At 68.8% G+C, this 18,879-nt stretch carries 19 protein-coding genes; 18 read left to right on the top strand and 1 reads right to left on the bottom strand.

The window, feature by feature from the left end:
- The first annotated feature begins 33 nt into the window (after positions 1–33).
- The 12 genes from OG953_RS29030 to OG953_RS29085 all read left to right on the top strand — a co-directional run bounded on the left by OG953_RS29030 (position 34) and on the right by OG953_RS29085 (position 13,631).
- Positions 34–1,260 (top strand): glycosyltransferase family 2 protein, encoded by a 1,227-nt coding sequence (locus OG953_RS29030; RefSeq protein ID WP_405687969.1) that lies wholly within the window; start codon positions 34–36, stop codon positions 1,258–1,260.
- A gap of 129 nt (positions 1,261–1,389) precedes the next feature.
- A complete protein-coding gene (locus OG953_RS29035) occupies positions 1,390–2,460 on the top strand; it encodes a glucose-1-phosphate thymidylyltransferase (RefSeq protein WP_405687970.1) in 1,071 nt (356 codons plus the stop codon).
- A complete protein-coding gene (gene rfbB, locus OG953_RS29040) occupies positions 2,457–3,443 on the top strand; it encodes a dTDP-glucose 4,6-dehydratase (RefSeq protein ID WP_405687971.1) in 987 nt (328 codons plus the stop codon). Before OG953_RS29035 ends, rfbB begins: the two co-directional genes overlap by 4 nt.
- 107 nt (positions 3,444–3,550) lie before the next feature.
- Positions 3,551–4,435 carry a dTDP-4-dehydrorhamnose reductase gene (rfbD, locus tag OG953_RS29045; RefSeq protein ID WP_405687973.1) on the top strand — a complete coding sequence of 295 codons (885 nt, stop codon included), beginning with the start codon at positions 3,551–3,553 and terminating at the stop codon, positions 4,433–4,435.
- Positions 4,436–4,725: 290 nt separating this feature from the next.
- Positions 4,726–5,520 carry a class I SAM-dependent methyltransferase gene (locus tag OG953_RS29050; protein WP_405687975.1) on the top strand — a complete coding sequence of 265 codons (795 nt, stop codon included), beginning with the start codon at positions 4,726–4,728 and terminating at the stop codon, positions 5,518–5,520.
- Positions 5,521–5,659: 139 nt separating this feature from the next.
- Positions 5,660–7,669: a glycosyltransferase family 2 protein gene (locus tag OG953_RS29055; RefSeq protein ID WP_405687976.1), complete on the top strand. Its 2,010-nt coding sequence runs from the start codon at positions 5,660–5,662 to the stop codon at positions 7,667–7,669.
- Between the two features lie 62 nt (positions 7,670–7,731).
- Entirely contained in the window at positions 7,732–8,328 is a 597-nt protein-coding gene (gene rfbC, locus OG953_RS29060; protein WP_405687978.1) for a dTDP-4-dehydrorhamnose 3,5-epimerase, read from the top strand.
- Positions 8,329–8,445: 117 nt separating this feature from the next.
- Positions 8,446–9,579: a glutamate 5-kinase gene (gene proB / locus OG953_RS29065; RefSeq protein WP_405687979.1), complete on the top strand. Its 1,134-nt coding sequence runs from the start codon at positions 8,446–8,448 to the stop codon at positions 9,577–9,579.
- Positions 9,580–9,723: 144 nt separating this feature from the next.
- Positions 9,724–10,224 carry a hypothetical protein gene (locus OG953_RS29070; RefSeq protein ID WP_405687981.1) on the top strand — a complete coding sequence of 167 codons (501 nt, stop codon included), beginning with the start codon at positions 9,724–9,726 and terminating at the stop codon, positions 10,222–10,224.
- An 83-nt stretch (positions 10,225–10,307) separates the two neighbouring features.
- A complete protein-coding gene (locus OG953_RS29075; protein WP_405687982.1) occupies positions 10,308–11,591 on the top strand; it encodes a glutamate-5-semialdehyde dehydrogenase in 1,284 nt (427 codons plus the stop codon).
- 67 nt (positions 11,592–11,658) lie between these two features.
- Positions 11,659–12,261 (top strand): hypothetical protein, encoded by a 603-nt coding sequence (locus tag OG953_RS29080; RefSeq protein ID WP_405687983.1) that lies wholly within the window; start codon positions 11,659–11,661, stop codon positions 12,259–12,261.
- A 248-nt stretch (positions 12,262–12,509) separates the two neighbouring features.
- Complete coding sequence (locus OG953_RS29085; RefSeq protein ID WP_405687984.1) at positions 12,510–13,631, top strand: hypothetical protein; 1,122 nt, start codon at positions 12,510–12,512, stop codon at positions 13,629–13,631.
- Here OG953_RS29085 and OG953_RS29090 read toward each other — a convergent pair.
- Positions 13,564–14,688 (bottom strand): M48 family metallopeptidase, encoded by a 1,125-nt coding sequence (locus tag OG953_RS29090; protein ID WP_405687985.1) that lies wholly within the window; start codon positions 14,686–14,688, stop codon positions 13,564–13,566. The two genes, OG953_RS29085 and OG953_RS29090, sit on opposite strands and share 68 nt — an antisense overlap.
- 110 nt (positions 14,689–14,798) lie before the next feature.
- Here OG953_RS29090 and OG953_RS29095 point away from each other — a divergent pair, with 110 nt between their 5' ends.
- From OG953_RS29095 to OG953_RS29120, 6 genes are all read left to right on the top strand, one after another.
- Entirely contained in the window at positions 14,799–14,948 is a 150-nt protein-coding gene (locus tag OG953_RS29095) for a hypothetical protein (protein WP_405687986.1), read from the top strand.
- Between the two features lie 84 nt (positions 14,949–15,032).
- Complete coding sequence (locus OG953_RS29100) at positions 15,033–15,197, top strand: hypothetical protein (RefSeq protein WP_405687987.1); 165 nt, start codon at positions 15,033–15,035, stop codon at positions 15,195–15,197.
- Positions 15,198–15,235: 38 nt separating this feature from the next.
- Positions 15,236–15,853, top strand: a complete 618-nt coding sequence (gene nadD / locus OG953_RS29105; RefSeq protein WP_093897071.1) for a nicotinate-nucleotide adenylyltransferase — start codon at positions 15,236–15,238, stop codon at positions 15,851–15,853.
- Between the two features lie 19 nt (positions 15,854–15,872).
- Complete coding sequence (locus tag OG953_RS29110) at positions 15,873–17,606, top strand: LytR C-terminal domain-containing protein (RefSeq protein ID WP_405687989.1); 1,734 nt, start codon at positions 15,873–15,875, stop codon at positions 17,604–17,606.
- 114 nt (positions 17,607–17,720) lie between these two features.
- A complete protein-coding gene (rsfS, locus tag OG953_RS29115) occupies positions 17,721–18,152 on the top strand; it encodes a ribosome silencing factor (protein ID WP_266361561.1) in 432 nt (143 codons plus the stop codon).
- Complete coding sequence (locus OG953_RS29120) at positions 18,149–18,802, top strand: histidine phosphatase family protein (RefSeq protein WP_405692125.1); 654 nt, start codon at positions 18,149–18,151, stop codon at positions 18,800–18,802. The genes rsfS and OG953_RS29120 overlap by 4 nt, the downstream gene beginning before the upstream one ends.
- Positions 18,803–18,879 lie beyond the last annotated feature (77 nt).

Genomic DNA, 18,879 nt, shown 5'->3' on the forward strand with positions numbered 1-18,879 from the left:
ACCAACGGGGCGGTCCGACCGTCTTCTGTTTGTGTGAACGAGACGCAAATTCCTGATGTGACCGTCGTTGTCGGTGCATATGAGGCGATGCCTTACCTCATCCGCTGTCTCGAGTCCGTGGAGGCGCAGACCATCGGTGCCGGCCGGATCGAAATCGTTGCGGTCGACGACGGATCGACCGACGGCACAGGCGAGTACCTGGAGCAATTCGCAGCCCGGTCCCAGGTCCCGACCCGAGTGATCAGACAGAAGAACTCCGGCGGTCCCAGTGGCCCCCGCAATGTGGGTCTCGGTATGGCGCGCGGCCGCTATGTGTTCTTCCTGGACGCCGACGACTACTTCGGGGACGAAGCCCTGGAGCGAATGGTGGCCATGGGCGACCGGGCCGGCACCGATGTGGTCCTCGGCAAGGTGGTCGGCGTGAACCGGGGTGCACCGAAGTCGATGTGGAGAGCGACCAAGGAGCGAGTCGACGTCTACAACTCCAAGGTCATTTACACGCTGAGCGCGCAGAAGCTCTTCCGGCGTGAATTGCTGGAGCGGCTCTCCCTGAGATTCGACGAGAACCTCAAGACCGGTGAGGACGCTCTCTTCACCATGGAGGTATATCTGCGTGGTGCCGGGATTTCCGTGATATCCGATTACGTCTGCTATTACCTGGTGGGTCGTGACGACGGGAAGCATGTCACGAAGAGCGGCACCTATGAATGGCGCTTCGATTCGATGCGCGCCATGATGGCGCTCATTCACCGCATCGAGCCCGCAGGGCCGAGGCGGGATTTCCTGATGGTCCGTCCTTTCACGGTCGGGATGTTGCAGCAGTTCGGCCCCGTATTACTGAAGGACTCGGAGGACGTCCGGCGACACAAGATGGAACTCGCGGCTCCGCTGATGGACGCCTACTGGGACGACGGAGTGGCCCGGCTGATCAAGGTGGGTGAGCGGCTGCGGCTCGCGTGCGTGGCACGGGGGCGCACGGATCTGCTGATCGATGTGCTGCTGTATCTCCGGGCGAAGACGGTCCCGGATGTGGTCAGGTCACACAGGGGTGACATGCTCTACCTCGCTTACCCGCACTTCCGCGACGGGGCGGCCGGCCTGGCCGACTCCTCCTACGAAGTCACCGTGCCCGAGTGGCGCGACGGCAAGCGCGTCGAAAAGCCGGTGGTCGCCGCCCGCAGGGCCTCGCTGCCCAGGCGTGTGGCACGCAGGATGCGCCGTGACGTACGTCGCTGGAAGTCCCGGCTGAACGCGGGATAGCAGCCACCTCTCCACGGTCTGGGCCGCATACCCGGCCCGTGCAGTCGGTACACCGAAATGCTCAGTAAAATCCGTTCGGACGTCGCGCTCCCGCGACGGGACCGACATCTCACCCTGGGGACTGGTCACGTGAAGGCTCTCGTACTATCCGGAGGCGCCGGCACCCGCCTGCGTCCCATCACCCACACCTCGGCCAAGCAACTGGTGCCCGTGGCCAACAAGCCCGTGCTGTTCTACGGCCTGGAAGCCATCGCGGAAGCGGGTATCACCGAGGTCGGCATCATCGTGGGCGACACCGCCCAGGAGATCCGTGAGGCGGTCGGCGACGGATCCCGGCTCGGCATCGAGGTCACGTACATCCCGCAGGACGAGCCGCTCGGCCTCGCCCACGCGGTGCTGATCGCCCGTGACTTCCTGGGGGACGACGACTTCGTCATGTACCTCGGTGACAACTTCATCGTCGGTGGGATCAGCGGTCTGGTGGAGGAGTTCCGCGCCGACAGGCCCGATGCGCAGATCCTGCTGACCCAGGTGCCCAACCCGACCTCCTTCGGTGTGGCGGAGCTCGACGCCGACGGCCGGGTGGCGGCCCTGGAGGAGAAGCCGAAGGAGCCCAAGAGCGATCTGGCGCTCGTCGGTGTCTATCTCTTCACCCCCGCCATCCACGAGGCCGTCCGCTCGATCGAGCCGTCCTGGCGGGGCGAGCTGGAAATCACGCACGCCATCCAGTGGCTGATCGACCAGAAGCGCGACGTGCGCTCCACCACGATCCGCGGGTACTGGAAGGACACCGGCAATGTCACCGACATGCTGGAGGTCAACCGCACCGTGCTGGAGTCCATCGAGCCGTCCCACGAGGAGGCCGAGGTCGACGAGGACAGCGAGATCATCGGCCGGGTGCGGATCGAGGCGGGCGCCAAGGTCAGCGGCAGCCGTATCGTCGGGCCCGTGATCATCGGTGCCCGGTCGGTGATCAGTGGCGCGTACGTGGGCCCGTTCACCTCGGTCTCGGAGGACTGCCGGATCGAGGACAGCGAGATCGAGTACTCCATCGTTCTGCGCGGCGCCTCCATCGCCGGTGTCCGCCGCGTCGAGGCGTCGCTCATCGGCCGTGACGTCGAGGTGACCCCCGCGCCCCGTTCCCCGTCCGCCCACCGACTCGTACTCGGCGACCACAGCAAGGTGCAGATCTCTTCATGACCACCCACATCCTGGTGACCGGCGGCGCCGGCTTCATCGGCTCGCACTACGTCCGTACGGTGCTCGGCCCCGAGGGCCCCGGCGACATCGCCGTCACCGTGCTCGACAAGCTCACCTACGCGGGCAACCCGGCCAACCTCGACGAGGTGCGCGACCACCCCGGTTTCAGGTTCGTGCAGGGAGACATCTGCGACCCCGAGCTGGTCGCCAAGCTGATGGCCGAGCACGACCAGGTGGTGCACTTCGCCGCCGAATCCCACGTGGACCGTTCCATCGACGGCGGCGCCGAATTCGTCCGTACGAACGTCGTGGGCACCCACACCCTGATCCACGCCGCGCACCTGGCCGGCATCAAGACCTTCGTGCACATCTCCACCGACGAGGTCTACGGCTCCATCGACGAGGGCTCCTGGCCCGAGACCGACCCGCTCGCGCCCAACTCGCCCTACTCCGCGGCCAAGGCGTCCAGCGACCTGATCGCGCTCTCGTACCACCGCACCCACGGCCTCGACGTGCGGGTGACCCGCTGCTCCAACAACTACGGGCACCACCACTTCCCCGAGAAGGTCATCCCGCTGTTCGTCACCAACCTGCTGGACGGCAAGACGGTTCCGCTGTACGGCGACGGCGCCAACGTCCGCGACTGGCTGCACATCGACGACCACGTCCAGGGCATCGAACTGGTGCGTACGAAGGGCCGGGCCGGAGAGGTCTACAACATCGGCGGCGGCACCGAGCTCTCCAACAAGGAGCTCACCGGTCTGCTGCTCGACGCCTGCGGGGCGGACTGGGACACCAGCGTCACCTACGTCGAGGATCGCAAGGGCCACGACCGCCGCTACTCGGTGGACTGCACCAAGATCCGTGAGGAGCTCGGTTACGAGCCCCGCAAGGACTTCCGCACCGGCCTGGCGGAGACCGTGCAGTGGTATCGCGACAACCGCGCCTGGTGGGAGCCGCTGAAGGACCGGGCCGCGCTCTGACCCCGGCCGGGGGGCGGGGAGAGCCCGGCCGATCCCTGCCCCCGGCCTGATTTCCATAGAACCGGGCCCCAACAGCGCCGGCCCGGCGCGACAGAGAACGGAAGCACATGAGTGACGGCTGGCTGATCACCGGAGCGGGCGGAATGCTCGGTCAGGACCTTCTCGCACGTCTGGCCGACGATGGCGGGACGGCGGTCGGCCTGGACCGCGCGACACTGGACATCACCGACGCGGACGCCGTGCGCGCCGTTCTGGCCGAGCACCGGCCGGCCGTGGTGGTCAACTGCGCGGCCTGGACCGCGGTGGACGACGCGGAGTCCCGTGAGAGCGAGGCGCTGCGGATCAACGGCGAGGGCCCGCTGCGCCTGGCCGAGGCCTGCGCGGAGTACGGCGCGGTGCTGCTGCATGTCTCGACGGACTACGTTTTCGCGGGGGACGCCACATCCCCGTACCCGGAGGAGGCGCCGACGGGACCGCGCAGCGCCTACGGCCGCACCAAGCTGGCCGGTGAGCGTGCGGTCCTGGAGACCCTGCCGGAGACCGGCTACGTCGTGCGTACCGCCTGGCTGTACGGCGCCGGCGGCGGCAACTTCGTCCGTACGATGATCAAGCTGGAAGGCATCAAGGACACCCTCGACGTCGTCGACGACCAGCACGGTCAGCCCACCTGGACAGTCGATCTGGCCGACCTGCTGGTGCGGCTCGGCCACGGAGCACTCGCCGGTACCGCCCCGGCGGGCGTCTACCACGGAACGAGCAGCGGCGAGACGACCTGGTTCGGTTTCACCCGGGAGATTTTCCGCCTTCTGGGGGCGGACCCCGAACGGGTCAGGCCCACCACCAGCGAGGCGTTCGTCCGCCCCGCGCCGCGTCCCGCGTACAGCGTGCTGGGTCATGAGCGCTGGGCCCGCGCGGGGATCGAGCCGGGAAGGCCCTGGCCGGAAGCGCTCGCCGAAGCGTTCCCGTCCCTGGTCGAGGCGGAACGCGGCTGAGGGCTCTCCCATCCCCCGGCGGGCGCACGTGGACAGCCGCAGCACCCCGCCGCATTGCCGGAGTGTCCACGCATGTCCAGCATGCGGAGATGCGTGGAACACCCTTCCGGCTTGCCATGCACCGCACCGGATGCCCCCGGCCGCTCCACGAAGGCCGGCAGGATACCCGCGCGAGGTACGAGTATCCGGTGGTTCGGTGATGGTCTCGGCCATTTCGCTTACGAACAAGCCTCTGGCCGACTAGCTTCGCTGGTAATGGAGCCCGTTGATTCCCAGCGAAGGACCGTCACGTGCATCGCCATGAATTCCTGCGCCACCTGCACCGCGTCTGCAAGCCCCGGAACTACCTCGAAATCGGGGTCAATGACGGTCGCAGCCTGACACTGTCCCGGGTGCCGTCCGTAGCCGTCGATCCCGCGTTCAAGGTGGTGACGGAGCTCAGCTGCGACGCCCACCTGGTCCGGGCGACCAGCGACGACTTCTTCGCCCGCAAGGACCCGCTGCTGCACCTGCGCAACGGTCGGAACCCCTTCCGTGCGCTGGCCCGCAAGGACCCGCTGAATCTGTTCGGCGGGGACCCCAGGCTGGAGTTGTCATTCATCGACGGCATGCACCTTTTTGAGTTCGCACTGCGCGACTTCATGAACGTCGAGCGTCACGCGCGCTGGTCGAGCGTGATCGTGCTCGACGACATGCTGCCGCGCAGCATCGACGAGGCCGCCCGCGACCGGCACACCGATGCCTGGACGGGCGACGTCTACAAGGTGGCGACCGTGCTGCGGCGTTTCCGTCCCGACCTGACCGTGGTCGAGGTCGACACCCAGCCCACGGGCGTTGTCCTGGTCTTCGGCGCCGACCCGGACAGCAGGGTGCTGAAGAACGCGTACGACGAGATCATCGCGGAATATGTCGTACCCGATCCGCAGGCCGTCCCCGACGAGCTGCTGGTGCGCAAGAACGCCGTACAGCCCGAGGCGCTGCTCGGAGCCGCTTTCTGGTCCTCGCTCGTCCGTGCCCGCAATCTGCGCCGCCCGCGTTCGGCCTACGCGCCGCTGCGCCGCCAGATCGAGGCGCTGACCGGCTGAGCGGCAGGGTGCCCGCAGGGGAGGGGCGGCCCGGGGCCACCTCGGGCCGTTTCCGGTGGCGCCTTGGGATAATCTGACGCGCACGTGATCCCAGGGCGATGAGACGCCGGGGCCTTTCCTCTCTTTTGGGGCTAGCTGCATGTCCGTCAAGGTCAGCGTCGTCATCCCGGTGTACAACCCGGGTGAGTACATCGAGGACTGCATTTCCTCGCTCCTGCGGCAGAGCCTGCCGGACGACGAGTACGAAGCCATCTTCGTCGACGACGGCTCCACCGATGCCACCCCGGCGCGGCTGGACGAGATCGCCGCCGCGTACCCGCACATGCACGTCATCCACCAGGAATCCTCGGGCTGGTCGGGAAAGCCCCGTAACGTCGGCACCGCCGCGGCCCGGGGCGAGTTCGTCATGTACGTCGACAACGACGACTGGCTGGGCGACGAGGCGCTGGAACGCATGTACAACTACGGCGTCGAGAACGAGGCCGACGTCATCATCGGCAAGATGGCCGGCAAGGGCCGTCCGGTGCCGGTGGAGCTCTTCCGGACGAACCGCCCGCGCGCCCACGTCTCCAACGCCCCGCTCATGGACAGCCTCACGCCGCACAAGATGTTCCGCAAGGAATTCCTGGAGAGCAAAGGCATCCGCTTCCGTGAGGGCCGGCGGCGTCTGGAGGACCACGTCTTCGTGGTCGAGACCTACCTGCGCGCATCCAACATCTCGGTCCTCAGCGACTACCTGTGCTACTACCACATCAAGCGCGAGGACGCCTCGAACGCCGGTTTCCAGCGCTTCGACCCGGTCGGCTATTACAAGAACCTCCGGGAAGCCCTCGACATCGTCGAGCAGTACACGGAGCCCGGCAAGCTCCGTGACAGCATGTACCGCCGCTGGCTGCGCAACGAGATGGTCGAACGCCTCCGCGGCAAGCGTCTGCTGCAGCTGCCGGAGGATTATCGGCAGGAGCTGTACACCGAGATCCGGGGTGTCGTCACCGAACGATTCGGTCCCGGCGTCGCCGCGGGGATGCAGCCCACCCAGCAGATCGTCGCCGCGCTCGTCGTGGACGACCGCCTCGCAGACATCGAGGAACTGGCCCGCTGGGAGTCCGGGATCAAGCCCACCGGCTGCCTTGAATCCCTGGAGTGGGACGGCGGGGCGCTCAGGGTCGGCTTCACCGCCGAGTACCAGGCCGACGGCGAACCGATGACTTTCCGCATCGAGGGCGACAAGGCCCTGCTGAACCCGCCCCTGGCACAGGACACCCTGGACACCGTGGCGGGTCTCGGCGTCAGCACCGTCGCGACCGTTGACGCGGCCAAGGTCGATCTGGTCGTACGGGAACGCACCACCGCCGCGGAATTCTTCCAGCCGGTCGACTTCACCCGCGAGCGGATCTCCTCCGAGGACGGGACAACGTTCCGGCTGGTGCTTCGGGCCGAGGCGACGATCGCGCCGGAGACCGCAGCCAACGGTGCACCGTTGGGCGACGGCATCTGGGACATCCTGATCCGGATCAGCGCGTGCGGCTGGACCAAGGAGGTCCGCCTCGGATCGGCCCGTGCCGAGGAAGTCGAGAGCGGCCGACGCGGTGCCCTGAGCGGTGAGCCCCGGCGGCTGGTCCTGCCGTACTGGACCGAGCCGCACGGCAATCTCTCCCTCGACGTGGACCTTGCCACCAGCCGGTTCGACCGGGATCTCAAGAGCCTCACGCCGCAGGACGCGATCCTGGAGGACGGCACGATCGAATTGCCGGTCCCCATCGCGATGAACCGTACTTCCGGCTCCGGGAGCGCTGCGCTGCGCTTCAAGGCTCTGTCGGGTGGCGGTCAGTTCGAAACCGTCGCGACTCTCGTACCGGGCCCCGCTGGGGCCGCGCTCTCCGCACCGCTTCCTGACGGGCTGAGCACCGGAGACTTCTGGAACATCGAGTTCGGCCTGCCGTCCGCCCGACGCGGCAAGCCCCGCTGGGCCAAGCTTCCGGTCGCCCTCGGCGTCGCCGCCGACGGATCGGTGTCCACGACCACGGCCGCGGCGGCGGCCAAGGCGACCAAGGCGACCAAGGAAGCCAAGAAGCCCGCCGGCCCCGCACCGAAGAGGTCCTTGGCGCGGCGCGTGGCAAGCCGCATCAAGAGGGCCGTGGCCAGGTAGTCCCCGCCCGGCAGCCGTCACACGACAACCGGCACCACCTTGTAGTGAGAAAGCAGAACAGAATGCGACCTCTGTCCATCGAAGGCGCCTGGGTTCACGAGCCGAAGGTGTTCCCCGACGACCGCGGCAGCTTCCACGAGTGGTTCCGTGGCGCGGAATTCCGGGAGGCCACCGGCCAGGACCTCAGCCTCGTCCAGGCGAACTGCTCCGTGTCCCGCCGAGGGACCCTGCGCGGTCTCCACTTCGCCGATGTGCCACCCAGCCAGGCCAAGTACGTCAAGTGCGTACGCGGCGCCGTCCTGGACGTCATCGTCGACATCAGGGTCGGTTCCCCGACCTACAAGCAGTGGGAGATCGTCCGCCTCGACGACCGGAACCACCACGCGGTCTATCTCTCGGAGGGCCTCGGCCACGGCTTCTTCGCCCTGAGCGACGACGCGACCGTGGTCTACCTCTGCTCAGAGGGGTACGCGCCCGAGCGGGAGCACGGCATCAATCCGCTCGATCCCGAACTGGCCATCGCCTGGCCGGAGGACATCGAGCCGTTGCTCTCCCCCAAGGACGAGCAGGCGCCGACGCTCGCCGAGGCCGAGCGGCAGGGGTTGCTGCCCCGCTACGAAGACTGCGTCTCCTTCCGCGAGCAGCTGCGCGCACGCTGAGCCGCGTACGGGATGCGCGGCGGTGCGGCCCGCGCATCCCACGCTGCGGAACGGGCGGACGTGCCGCCCGGCCGCTCGCGTAGATTGCCAGGTCTGGGCGGAGCCGAATCATTGGGGATGTACGTGTCAGGGGCAAGGCAGGGCGTCGCAGAGGCCCGCAGGATCGTGGTCAAGGTCGGTTCCTCATCCCTCACCACCGCGGCGGGCGGCCTCGACGCGGACCGCGTCGACGCGCTCGTCGACGTACTCGCCAAGGTGAGGAGCGGCGGGGAACGCGAGATCGTGCTCGTCTCCAGCGGCGCCATCGCGGCCGGGCTCGCCCCGCTCGGGCTGCACCGCCGGCCCAAGGACCTGGCCAGACAGCAGGCCGCGGCCAGCGTCGGACAGGGACTGCTCGTCGCCCGCTACACCGCCTCCTTCGCGCGTTACGGCGTACGCGTCGGCCAGGTGCTGCTCACCAGCAACGACACCAGCCGCCGTGCCCACTACCGCAACGCCTACCGCACCCTCGACCAGCTCCTGGACATGGGTGCGCTCCCGATCGTCAACGAGAACGACACCGTCGCCACCGACGAGATCCGGTTCGGCGACAACGACCGGCTCGCCGCACTCGTCGCCCATCTCGTCCGCGCCGATCTGCTGGTCCTCCTCTCGGACGTGGACGGCCTCTACGACGGAGACCCCAGCACCCCGGGCACCTCACGGGTCGCCGAAGTGGCCGGCCCCGAGGATCTCGCGGGTGTCACCATCGGGAGCGCGGGGAAAGCAGGCGTCGGCACCGGCGGCATGGTCACCAAGGTCGAGGCCGCCCGGATCGCCACGGCCGCCGGGGTCCCGGTCGTCCTCACCTCCGCGAGCCGCGCCGCCGACGCACTGGCCGGACGCGATACCGGCACGTACTTCCACCGCACCGGACGCCGCTCGGCGGACCGGCTGCTCTGGCTCGCCCACGCCTCCACCCCGCAGGGCGCGCTGACCCTCGACGACGGGGCCGTACAGGCGGTCGTCGAGCGGCACAGCTCGCTGCTACCGGCAGGAATCGCCGCGATCGAGGGCGATTTCACCGCGGGCGACCCGGTGGAACTGCGTGACCTCGAAGGCCGTCCCGTGGCCCGCGGACTCGTCAACTTCGACGCCAAGGAGATTCCGCAGCTGCTCGGCCGATCCACCCGCGAGCTGGCACGTGAACTCGGTCCAGCATATGAGCGCGAGGTCGTACACAGGGACGATCTCGTCGTCCTGCACCCCTGACAGACCCCCTGAATCGGCTGAAAGTCCAGCCTCGGGGCAGGGACCTTCACGAAAAGCGCCCCATCGTCGGCCGCGGACTGGTCAACTTTGTAGCGGGGGCACAGCGGGGTACAGCACAGCAAACGCATTCACAGGAGGCCGCCGGTGAGACGAGCGCGCCCGGGGGCGCCGCCCCGAGGAACGGGTGGCCGGGCCCTGACCAGTGTCGGAGCAGGTGTCGGCTTCGACGAGAGCCGGTCCATGGACCGCAGGGACGACCGGACCACCGGGCCCGAGCCGACGGTGGCGAAGGAGGAGCGCACCCCGTCGAGACTCTGGCACATCACGCTCAGTGTCTCGGGCGCCGTGATTCCGCTGAAGGAGGTCAGACGCGGTCTCGAACAGCTCGCGCACGACCATCCCTTCCTGCTGACCAGCCGGTACGCCAACGACCACGCGGAGATCCGCTATTGGGAAGAGGCCCGCGATCTGCACGATGCGGCGGCCGTCGCGTTGCGGCTGTGGGGGGAACACCGCTCCACCGCCGGGCTTCCGCCCTGGGAGATCGTCGGCCTGGAAGTCATCGACCGGGAGACGTACCACCAGCGCGTCGCCGAGGGATACGGGCCGCCCCCGGCAGCCCCGGTCGGCGTGCACCCTTACTGAGCGCGGCGGCTGCCCTCGGGTCAGTTGTCTCGCATCACGGGATACGTGACGGATCCCCGCAGTGTGCGCACTACTCTGCGGGCATGACCACGCTCTCGCCGTACGACGACATGTCCCCGGTCGCCCAGGCCGCCTACCGGGCACGCTCCGCCGCCGCGGACATCGCGCCACTGCCGCGCGCGGCGAAGGACGAGGCGCTGCTGGCGATCGCGGACGCTCTGGAAGTGCGGACGGGCGAGATCGTCGCGGCCAACGCCGAGGACGTCGCCCGCGCCCGTGAGGCCGGGACCAGCGAGTCGATCGTCGACCGGCTCACCCTCACTCCGGAACGGATCCGCGCCATCGCCGCCGATGTGCGGGACGTCGCGGCGCTGCCCGACCCGATCGGCGAGGTCGTCCGCGGCTCGACCCTGCCCAACGGCATCGACCTGCGACAGGTCCGGGTGCCGCTCGGCGTGGTCGGGATCATCTACGAGGCCCGGCCCAATGTGACGGTCGACGCCGCTGCCCTCTGCCTGAAATCGGGCAACGCGGTCCTGCTGCGCGGTTCGTCCTCCGCGTACGCCTCCAATGCCGCGCTCGTACGGGTGCTGCGCGATGCGGTCGGAGGCTCCGGCCTCCCGGCCGACGCGGTGCAGCTGGTGCCGGGCGAGAACCGCGACTCGGTACGGGAACTCATGCGGGCGCGCGGCCTCGTCGACGTCCTCATCCCGCGCGGTGGCGCCTCGCTGATCCGCACAGTGGTCGAGGAATCCACCGTTCCGGTCATCGAGACCGGCACCGGCAACTGCCATGTGTACGTGGATGCGCAGACCGACCTCGACATGGCCGTCGACATCCTGATCAACTCCAAGGCGCAGCGCCCGAGCGTCTGCAACGCCGCCGAGACGCTCCTGGTCCACGAGGACATCGCCGCGGACTTCCTGCCCCGGGCACTGGACGCGCTGGCCGGCGCCGGGGTGACCGTGCACGGCGACGAGCGGGTCCTCGCATACGCCGAGGGGTCCAAGGCCACCGTGGTGGCGGCGACGCCGGAGGACTGGGAGACCGAGTACCTCTCGTACGACATCGCCGCGGCCGTCGTGGAGTCGCTGGACGCGGCCGTCGCGCACATCCGGCTCTGGTCCTCCGGTCACACCGAGGCGATCGTGACCACCTCCCAGGCCGCGGCCCGCCGCTTCACCCAGTTGGTGGACTCCACGACGGTGGCCGTGAACGCGTCGACGCGCTTCACCGACGGCGGTCAGTTCGGCTTCGGTGCCGAGATCGGCATCTCCACGCAGAAGCTGCATGCCAGGGGCCCGATGGGCCTGCCGGAGCTGACCTCGACGAAGTACATCGTCACGGGCGACGGCCACGTGCGGTGACCGTCCGCGTTCGGTGAATGTTGCGGGCTCCCTGCCCAGAACGACCCGGCGGGGCTAGTCTGGAGCCGTGCCGGACGACGTGGGGGGCAGGCCGTTCCCGGACGGCTGGGAGCCTGACGACGACCGCGGGGGCGCGGACGAGGACTTCGCCTCCGTGGTATTCGACGAGGACTTCGTACGGGCTGCCGAGATCCATGAACCCACCGCCGTGGAGCGACTGCTGGCGGCTGCGCAGGCGCGCGCCGAGGCCGAGGCGTCCCGGGCGCGGGCGGGCGGCGGTCCGCCGGATGACGAGCTCTACGAGGGATACGGGCCGGGCAGCGCATACGGCCGCGGGAGCGCCTACGGCGACCCGCTGGACCCCGATGACGACGACGCGTACGGCAGCGGCCCCTACGGGCGCCACGGCGGTGCCCTGCGCCCCTATCGGGGCGCGGCGCGGTGGCACCGGCCGGTGGCCTGGCTGCTCGCCGTGCTGATGGGCATCGGAATGGTCGCGCTGGCCTTCAGCGCCGTCTACCGCAACACCTCGGGCAACCGCCAGGACCCCGCCCCGCCGCCCGCCACCACCGGCGTGGACAGCGCACCCGGCCCCGTCCCCAGCGCCATCCCGCCGGCCTCGGTCGGCTACCCCCGCCCCACGGTCTCAGCGGTCCCGAGCCCGTCCTGAGGGCGGTCGGCCGGGGTCCCGGGGCAACTCTCGGGCGGTTCTCTCGCGGCTGGGCGTTTACCCCGGTCGTAATCGACCTACCCTGAAGGTGTGACCCCTCTCTCCGAGGGGGCTTCTCACTCATCCGTACATGCGTAGTCATGCGAGGTCATGCGAACTCATGACGGGCAGGCCCTGTCCGAAGCCATTCGGCCGAAGCAGAGCGAAGCGTTTCGGCCTCGGTCGGTGACGTGGAGTCGGGAGAAGTCATGGCAGACCGCGGAGAACCACCAGAAGGTCCGCCCGAGAGCGCGCCGGGCGGCGGTGAGGACGAGTACCGGTCACTCGTCTTCGACGAGTCGTTCGTGCGTGCTGCCCGACTGAAGGAATTCTCCGCCCAGGAACGCATGAGGGACCACGCCCGTGCCGTACGCAGCCTCCCGGCCCGGGGCTTCCGCGCCGGCTCCAAGGCAGCCATCGCCCTGGTCCTCCTGATCGCCCTGGCCTTCGGAACAGCCGTGTACATGGGCTTCCGCCACCCCTACCAGACGCCCCTCGGCAGAAGGGCCGAACCTCTGAGGTCGACCGTCGTCCCCCTCGCTCCCCAGGGTGCCGTACCCGGCGGAACCGCCGCCGACCTCCTCGCGAAGAGCCCCGCCGCACAGTTCGAAACAGGTGCCGCAGGCATCAATCTGCCGGCGATCCGAGGGACGGACAACTTCTCGGACAGCCAGGTGGCGACGGCCCTGACCACAGTCAAGGACTACCTGGTGGCGTCCTCGCTCGACCCCGACGTCCTCACCGGAGACGCGGTGCGGCCGGTGGAACTGCTGCTCGCCCCGGACCAGACGGCCCAGTTCGACCGCAGCATGAGCCGGCCGGACGACGACGGACAGCATGCCGCTACCGGCTGGCTGGTGCGCTTCGATCCGGCGAAGGTGGCACTGGCCGTTCCGGACATACGGGTCCGGGGCACCCTGAGCTACGTGGAGGCGGGGGCCGACACCCTGGAGGTGGTGTCGGACCACACCTTCACATACACGCTCCGCCCGGCGGTCTCAGGGCCCCAACGGGCAGGCGGCGCCTCGCTCTTCACCGTACGGCGCGAGTTGCACTTCCGCTTCGACCGGGAAGACCTGCGGCTGCACCGGCTGGAGCTGCGCACCAGCTACGTACAGGCCGGACCGCAGGCGTGCCCGGCGGACACCACCGGTGCGCTGCGGCCGCTGCTCGCCGGGCAGCGCGCCGTCCCCCGCGGCCCCGCGGGCACCGACCCGTATGCGACGGACCGGCCCACTGCGGAGCTCTGCGGGACGCTGACGGTCAGCTCCCAGCAGCCCCGGGCTCATCAGGGTTCCGAGGCTCCTGGGGCCCCGCAGAGCCGTCCGTAGCGCCACCCTTGCCGGCTGCGCCGCCTCCTTGACCGGTGAACTTGTCGCGGAGCTTGCCGCCCAGGTCTCCGGCGCCCCCCGCTATGTCGCCGACCAGCTTCATCAGTGGATCCTTGCTGGTGCGCACCGTGTCCGCGTAGTGCGCCGCGGACTCCCGGAAGGAGTCCGTCACCGAGGTGTCCTTGTCCTCGTCGCGCCGCGGGTAGTGGCCGTCCATGATCCGCTGGTAGTCGCGTGTCTCGGACCACTTCTTCAGCTCGGCCGCGCGCACCGTGGTGAAGGGGTGCGAGCGGGGCAGCAGATTGAGGATTTTGAGCACTGAGTCGCGCAGATCGCCGCCCTTCTCGTACTCGTCGGCCTGGGCGAGGAAGGCGTCCACATTCATCTCGTGCAGATGATTGCCGCCCGCGATCTTCATCAGGCCGCGCATCGATGCCTGCAGATCCTGTCCGACCAGCAGCCCCGCCCGGTCTGCCGACAGCTCCGACTTGCGGAACCACTCGCGCAGTGCCGTCACGATCGCCATGATCGCGACATTGCCGAGCGGGATCCAGGCGACCTTCAACGCGATATTGGTGAGGAACAGCAGAATCGTGCGGTACACGGCGTGGCCGGAGAGGGCGTGTCCCACCTCGTGGCCGATGACGGCCCGCATCTCCTCCTCGTCGAGCAGTTCCACCAGCCCCGTCGTCACCACGATGATCGGCTCGTCGAGACCGATACACATGGCATTGGGCTGCGGGTCCTGGTTGACGTACATCGGCGGGACCTTTTCCAGGTCCAGGACGTAACAGGCGTCACGCAGCATGTCGTTGAGGTGGACGAACTGCGCGTCGCTCACCCGGACGGAGTCGGAGAGGAAGAGCAGTCGCAGGCTGCGCTCGGGCAGCAGACCGCTCAGTGTCTTGAACACGGTGTCGAAACCGCTCAGCTTGCGCAGGGCCACCAGGGCCGAGCGGTCCGCCGGGTGTTCGTAGGCCCGGGATGAGATCCCTGCGAAACGCCTGCGCTGCCTGCTCGGCACGTTCTCGTGGCTCTCGTGGCTGCGTTCGGTCATGAATGGGCCCCCTGTTCGTACGAGACGTCGCTCGCCCCCTGACAAATCCCAGCGTAGGTGCTGGGGCTACGGTGTGCGGGGGGCTGTGGATAACTGAGGAGACGCCCGACATGCCGCAAACCGTTGCTCTGCTCGCCGCCGCATCCGAGGATCAGGGGCCCGGCAACACGCTCCGCATCGTGCTGCTCGCCTCGCTCGTCGGAGCTGTCCTGCTCGGCTGGTTCCTGCTCCGCGGATACCGCAACGACGACAACGACTGAGTCGGCGTGAGCGTGCCCGGGGCGCCCGCATACGATGTGCGCGACGTCTTCCTTCCGACTCCCGATCGATAGGTCCTGCCGAAGATGAGCCTCACGAGCACCACACACCAGCTGGTCACTCTCGCCGCCGAGGGCGGCGAGCACGGTGGCAACCACGAAAGCCTCAGCCCGTATCTCACCGGGGGCGGTGCGTTCGTCGTGCTGCTGCTCCTGCTGTGGATCACCACTCGCTTCAACCGCGACCGCTGAGGCGAAGGCGTACAGCTGTGCCAGTAGGCTCTGCACGCATGGGAGAGCAGGAAGTGCCTACCGGCCGCGGAAAGCGCCGAATCGGCGTGATGGGCGGGACGTTTGACCCGATTCATCATGGACACCTGGTGGCGGCCAGCGAAGTGGCCGCCCAGTTCCACCTCGACGAGGTGATCTTCGTGCCGACCGGGCAGCCGTGGCAGAAGAGCCACAAGCACGTCTCCCCGGCCGAGGACCGTTATCTGATGACGGTCATCGCGACGGCGTCCAACCCGCAGTTCTCGGTCAGCCGGAGCGACATCGACCGCAGCGGGCCGACGTACACCATCGATACGCTGCGGGACCTGCGCGCGATCCATGGCGACGCGGACCTCTTCTTCATCACCGGCGCCGACGCGCTCTCCCAGATCCTCACCTGGCGGGACGCCGACGAACTGTTCTCCCTCTCCCACTTCATCGGTGTGACGCGGCCGGGGCATGTGCTCGCGGACCCCGGGCTGCCGGAGGGCGGGGTCTCCCTCGTGGAGGTGCCCGCGCTCGCGATCTCTTCCACGGACTGCCGTGAGAGGGTCGCGCAGGGGGAGCCGGTCTGGTACTTGGTGCCGGACGGTGTGGTCCGCTACATCGACAAGCGCCAGCTGTACCGCGGCGAATGAGCCACGCAGAGGGGCACCGGTGAACGACCGACAGAACCCGTACGACCCGTACTACCAGCAACCGCAGATCATCGGCTACGACGAGTACGGGCAGCCGGTGTATCAGCAGCCCGGACAGCAGTCGTACGACCCGTATGCGCCTCAGCAGTTCCAGCAGGAGCCGCATCAGGCCGACCAGGGGTACGGATACGACCCGTACGCCCAGCCTCAGCAGCCGCAGCCCGTGCAGCCGCAGCCCGTGCAGCCGCAGCCGTACGACCCGTACGCCGCCCCCCAGCAGCCGCAGCAGCAGGCGTACGGCGGCTACGACGGCTATGGCTACGACACCGGCCGGCAGCCCGCCGCGGTCGACACCACCCAGCAGTGGAACATCCCGCAGCAGGCCGCCGCACAGCCGTCCCCGCCCGCACCCGCGTCGGCCCGGCAGGAACCAGAGCCCGAGCCCGACTTCGAGGCCGACCCGGAACCGGCCGTCCCCGGGCAGCGCCGAGCCGACCGCGACTACGGCACAGAGCAGTTCTCCTTCATCGAGGAGCCCGACGAGGACTCCGAAGACGTCATCGACTGGCTGAAGTTCACCGAGAGCCGCAGCGAGCGGCGCGAAGAGGCACGGCGTCGCGGCCGCAACCGCATGGTCGCGCTGATAGTCGTGGTGGTCCTGGTGGTGGTCGGCGGTGTCGGCTACCTCTGGTCCGCCGGCAAGATCCCCGGCCTCTCCGGCTCGGAGAAGGACAACACCGCATCGACGGGCCCGCAGCAGCGGGACGTCATCGTGGTCCATCTGCGCAACACCAAGAAGGGCGGCACCTCCACGGCGCTGCTCGTCGACAATGTGACGACCAAACAGGGGGCCACGGTCCTGCTCCCCAACTCGCTCGTGGTCGCCGACGACGAGGGCGTCACGACCACCCTCGGCAAGTCCACCGAGGACGACGGCACCACGGGCACCCGCGATTCCATCGACGCACTGCTCGGCACCAAGATCAGCGGCACGTGGCGGCTCGACACCCCCTATCTGGAGACTCTCGTCGATCTGGTCGGCAACATCGAGGTCGACACCGACACCGAAGTGCCCGACACGAAGAAGGGCGCTTCCCCCCTGGTGAAGAAGGGTGAGGCGCAGACCCTGAGCGGCCAGATGGCCGTTGCATACGCCACCTACCGGGCACCCGGTGAGGCCGAGGCGAAGCAGCTCATGCGGTTCGGGGAGGTCATGCGGGGCGTTCTGCGGAAGATCTCGGATGACCCGAAGGCCGCCACGGTCACCGTGCAGACGCTGGGGCAGATCCTCGATCCGTCGCTCCCCGAGAAGGATCTCGGTGCCTCGCTGGCGAAGCTCGCCCAGCATGCCAAGGTCGGCGACTACAAGACAGCACTGCTGCCGGTGCAGGCCGACGGCACCCTCACCGACGCGGCCACCGAGAGCGTCGTCAAGGACATCCTGGGCGGCACGGTGAAGGATCCGGACGCCGGTGCGGCGGTGCGGGTCGGGATCAAGAACGCCACCGGTGACAAGGACGGCACGCAGTCCGCCCAGATCAAGCTGGTCAACGGCGGCTATGCCTTCGTCGGCGGCGGAACGGCCGAGACCGTGGCGCTGTCCGAGGTCGTCTACAAGACCACGGCGGACAAGGACAAGGCGACGCAGGTCGCCAAGACCCTGGGCCTGCCGACGAGCGCGCTGAAGCAGGGCAAGCCCGCCGCGAACGCGGATGTGTCCGTCGTGCTCGGCCAGAACTACGAGATCAAATGACCGGGACCGCACCGCTCGGATGACGTCGATTCGATCTTCGAACGTTCGCTGCGTGGGCTGTCGGCGGTCCGTGAGACCCTAGAGGTTGATCTGACCGCCGACGAAAGCCTGCTTGTGACCGCCACGGACCGCTCCATCGAGCTCATCAACGCCGCCGCTCAGGCGGCCGCCGACCGGCTCGCGCACGACATCATCGCGTACGACGTCAGCGACGTGCTGTCGATCACAGACGCCTTCCTGCTGGCTTCGGCCCCCAACGACCGCCAGGTCAAGTCGATCGTCGACGAGATCGAGGAGCGGCTCCAGAAGGAACTCGGCGCCAAGCCGGTACGCCGTGAGGGCGACCGCGACGCGCGCTGGATCCTCCTCGACTACGTCGACATCGTCATCCATGTCCAGCACAGTGAGGAGCGGGTCTTCTACGCGCTGGAGCGCCTCTGGAAGGACTGCCCCGAGATCGCGCTTCCCGAGGACGCCGTCAAGACCCGAGGCAAGGCCGCGGAGCACGCCCAGCTCACCGGCAGCACGGAAGGTGAGCAGAGCTGAACGGCAGCGGAAGCGGCAGGGGCCGCAGGATCGTCCTCTGGCGACACGGCCAGACGGCATGGAATCTGGAGCACCGGTTCCAGGGCTCCACGGACATCGCGCTCACCGAGGCCGGGGTCGGGCAGGCCCAGCGGGCCGCCCGGCTGCTCGCCTCGCTGAAACCGGCTGCGATCGTCGCCTCCGATCTGCAGCGTGCGGCGGCCACGGCCGCCGAGCTCGCCGCGATCACCGGCCTCGAAGTAGCGCACGACGCGGGACTGCGCGAGACCTACGCGGGCGCCTGGCAGGGCCTCACCCACGAGGAGATCGTAGAGCTGTACGGCGAGCAGTACGCCGCATGGAAGCGCGGTGAGCCCGTGCGCCGCGGCGGCGGTGAGCTGGAGACCGAGGTCGCCGACCGGGCCGCCCCGGTCGTACTCGGAAACGCCGAGAAGCTGCCCGACAGCGGCACGCTCGTCGTGGTCAGCCACGGCGGCACCATCCGCACCACCATCGGTCGGCTGCTGGGTCTGGAGGCGCACCACTGGGAAGGGCTCGGCGGGCTCTCCAACTGCTGCTGGTCGGTGCTGGGCGAGGGCGCGCGGGGCTGGCGCCTGCTGGAGCACAATGCCGGCACGCTGCCGGAGCCGGTGCTCGGCGACGACACGTAGGAGTGCCGGGGCCTGGGAGTGCCATGGGCCTGCCTGCGGGGCGGGGCCCGCACGGCGCTCGGAGGCCACCTCCGGGC

The sequence above is a fragment of the Streptomyces sp. NBC_00057 genome (genome assembly GCF_045041165.1).
Lineage (GTDB): Bacteria > Actinomycetota > Actinomycetes > Streptomycetales > Streptomycetaceae > Streptomyces.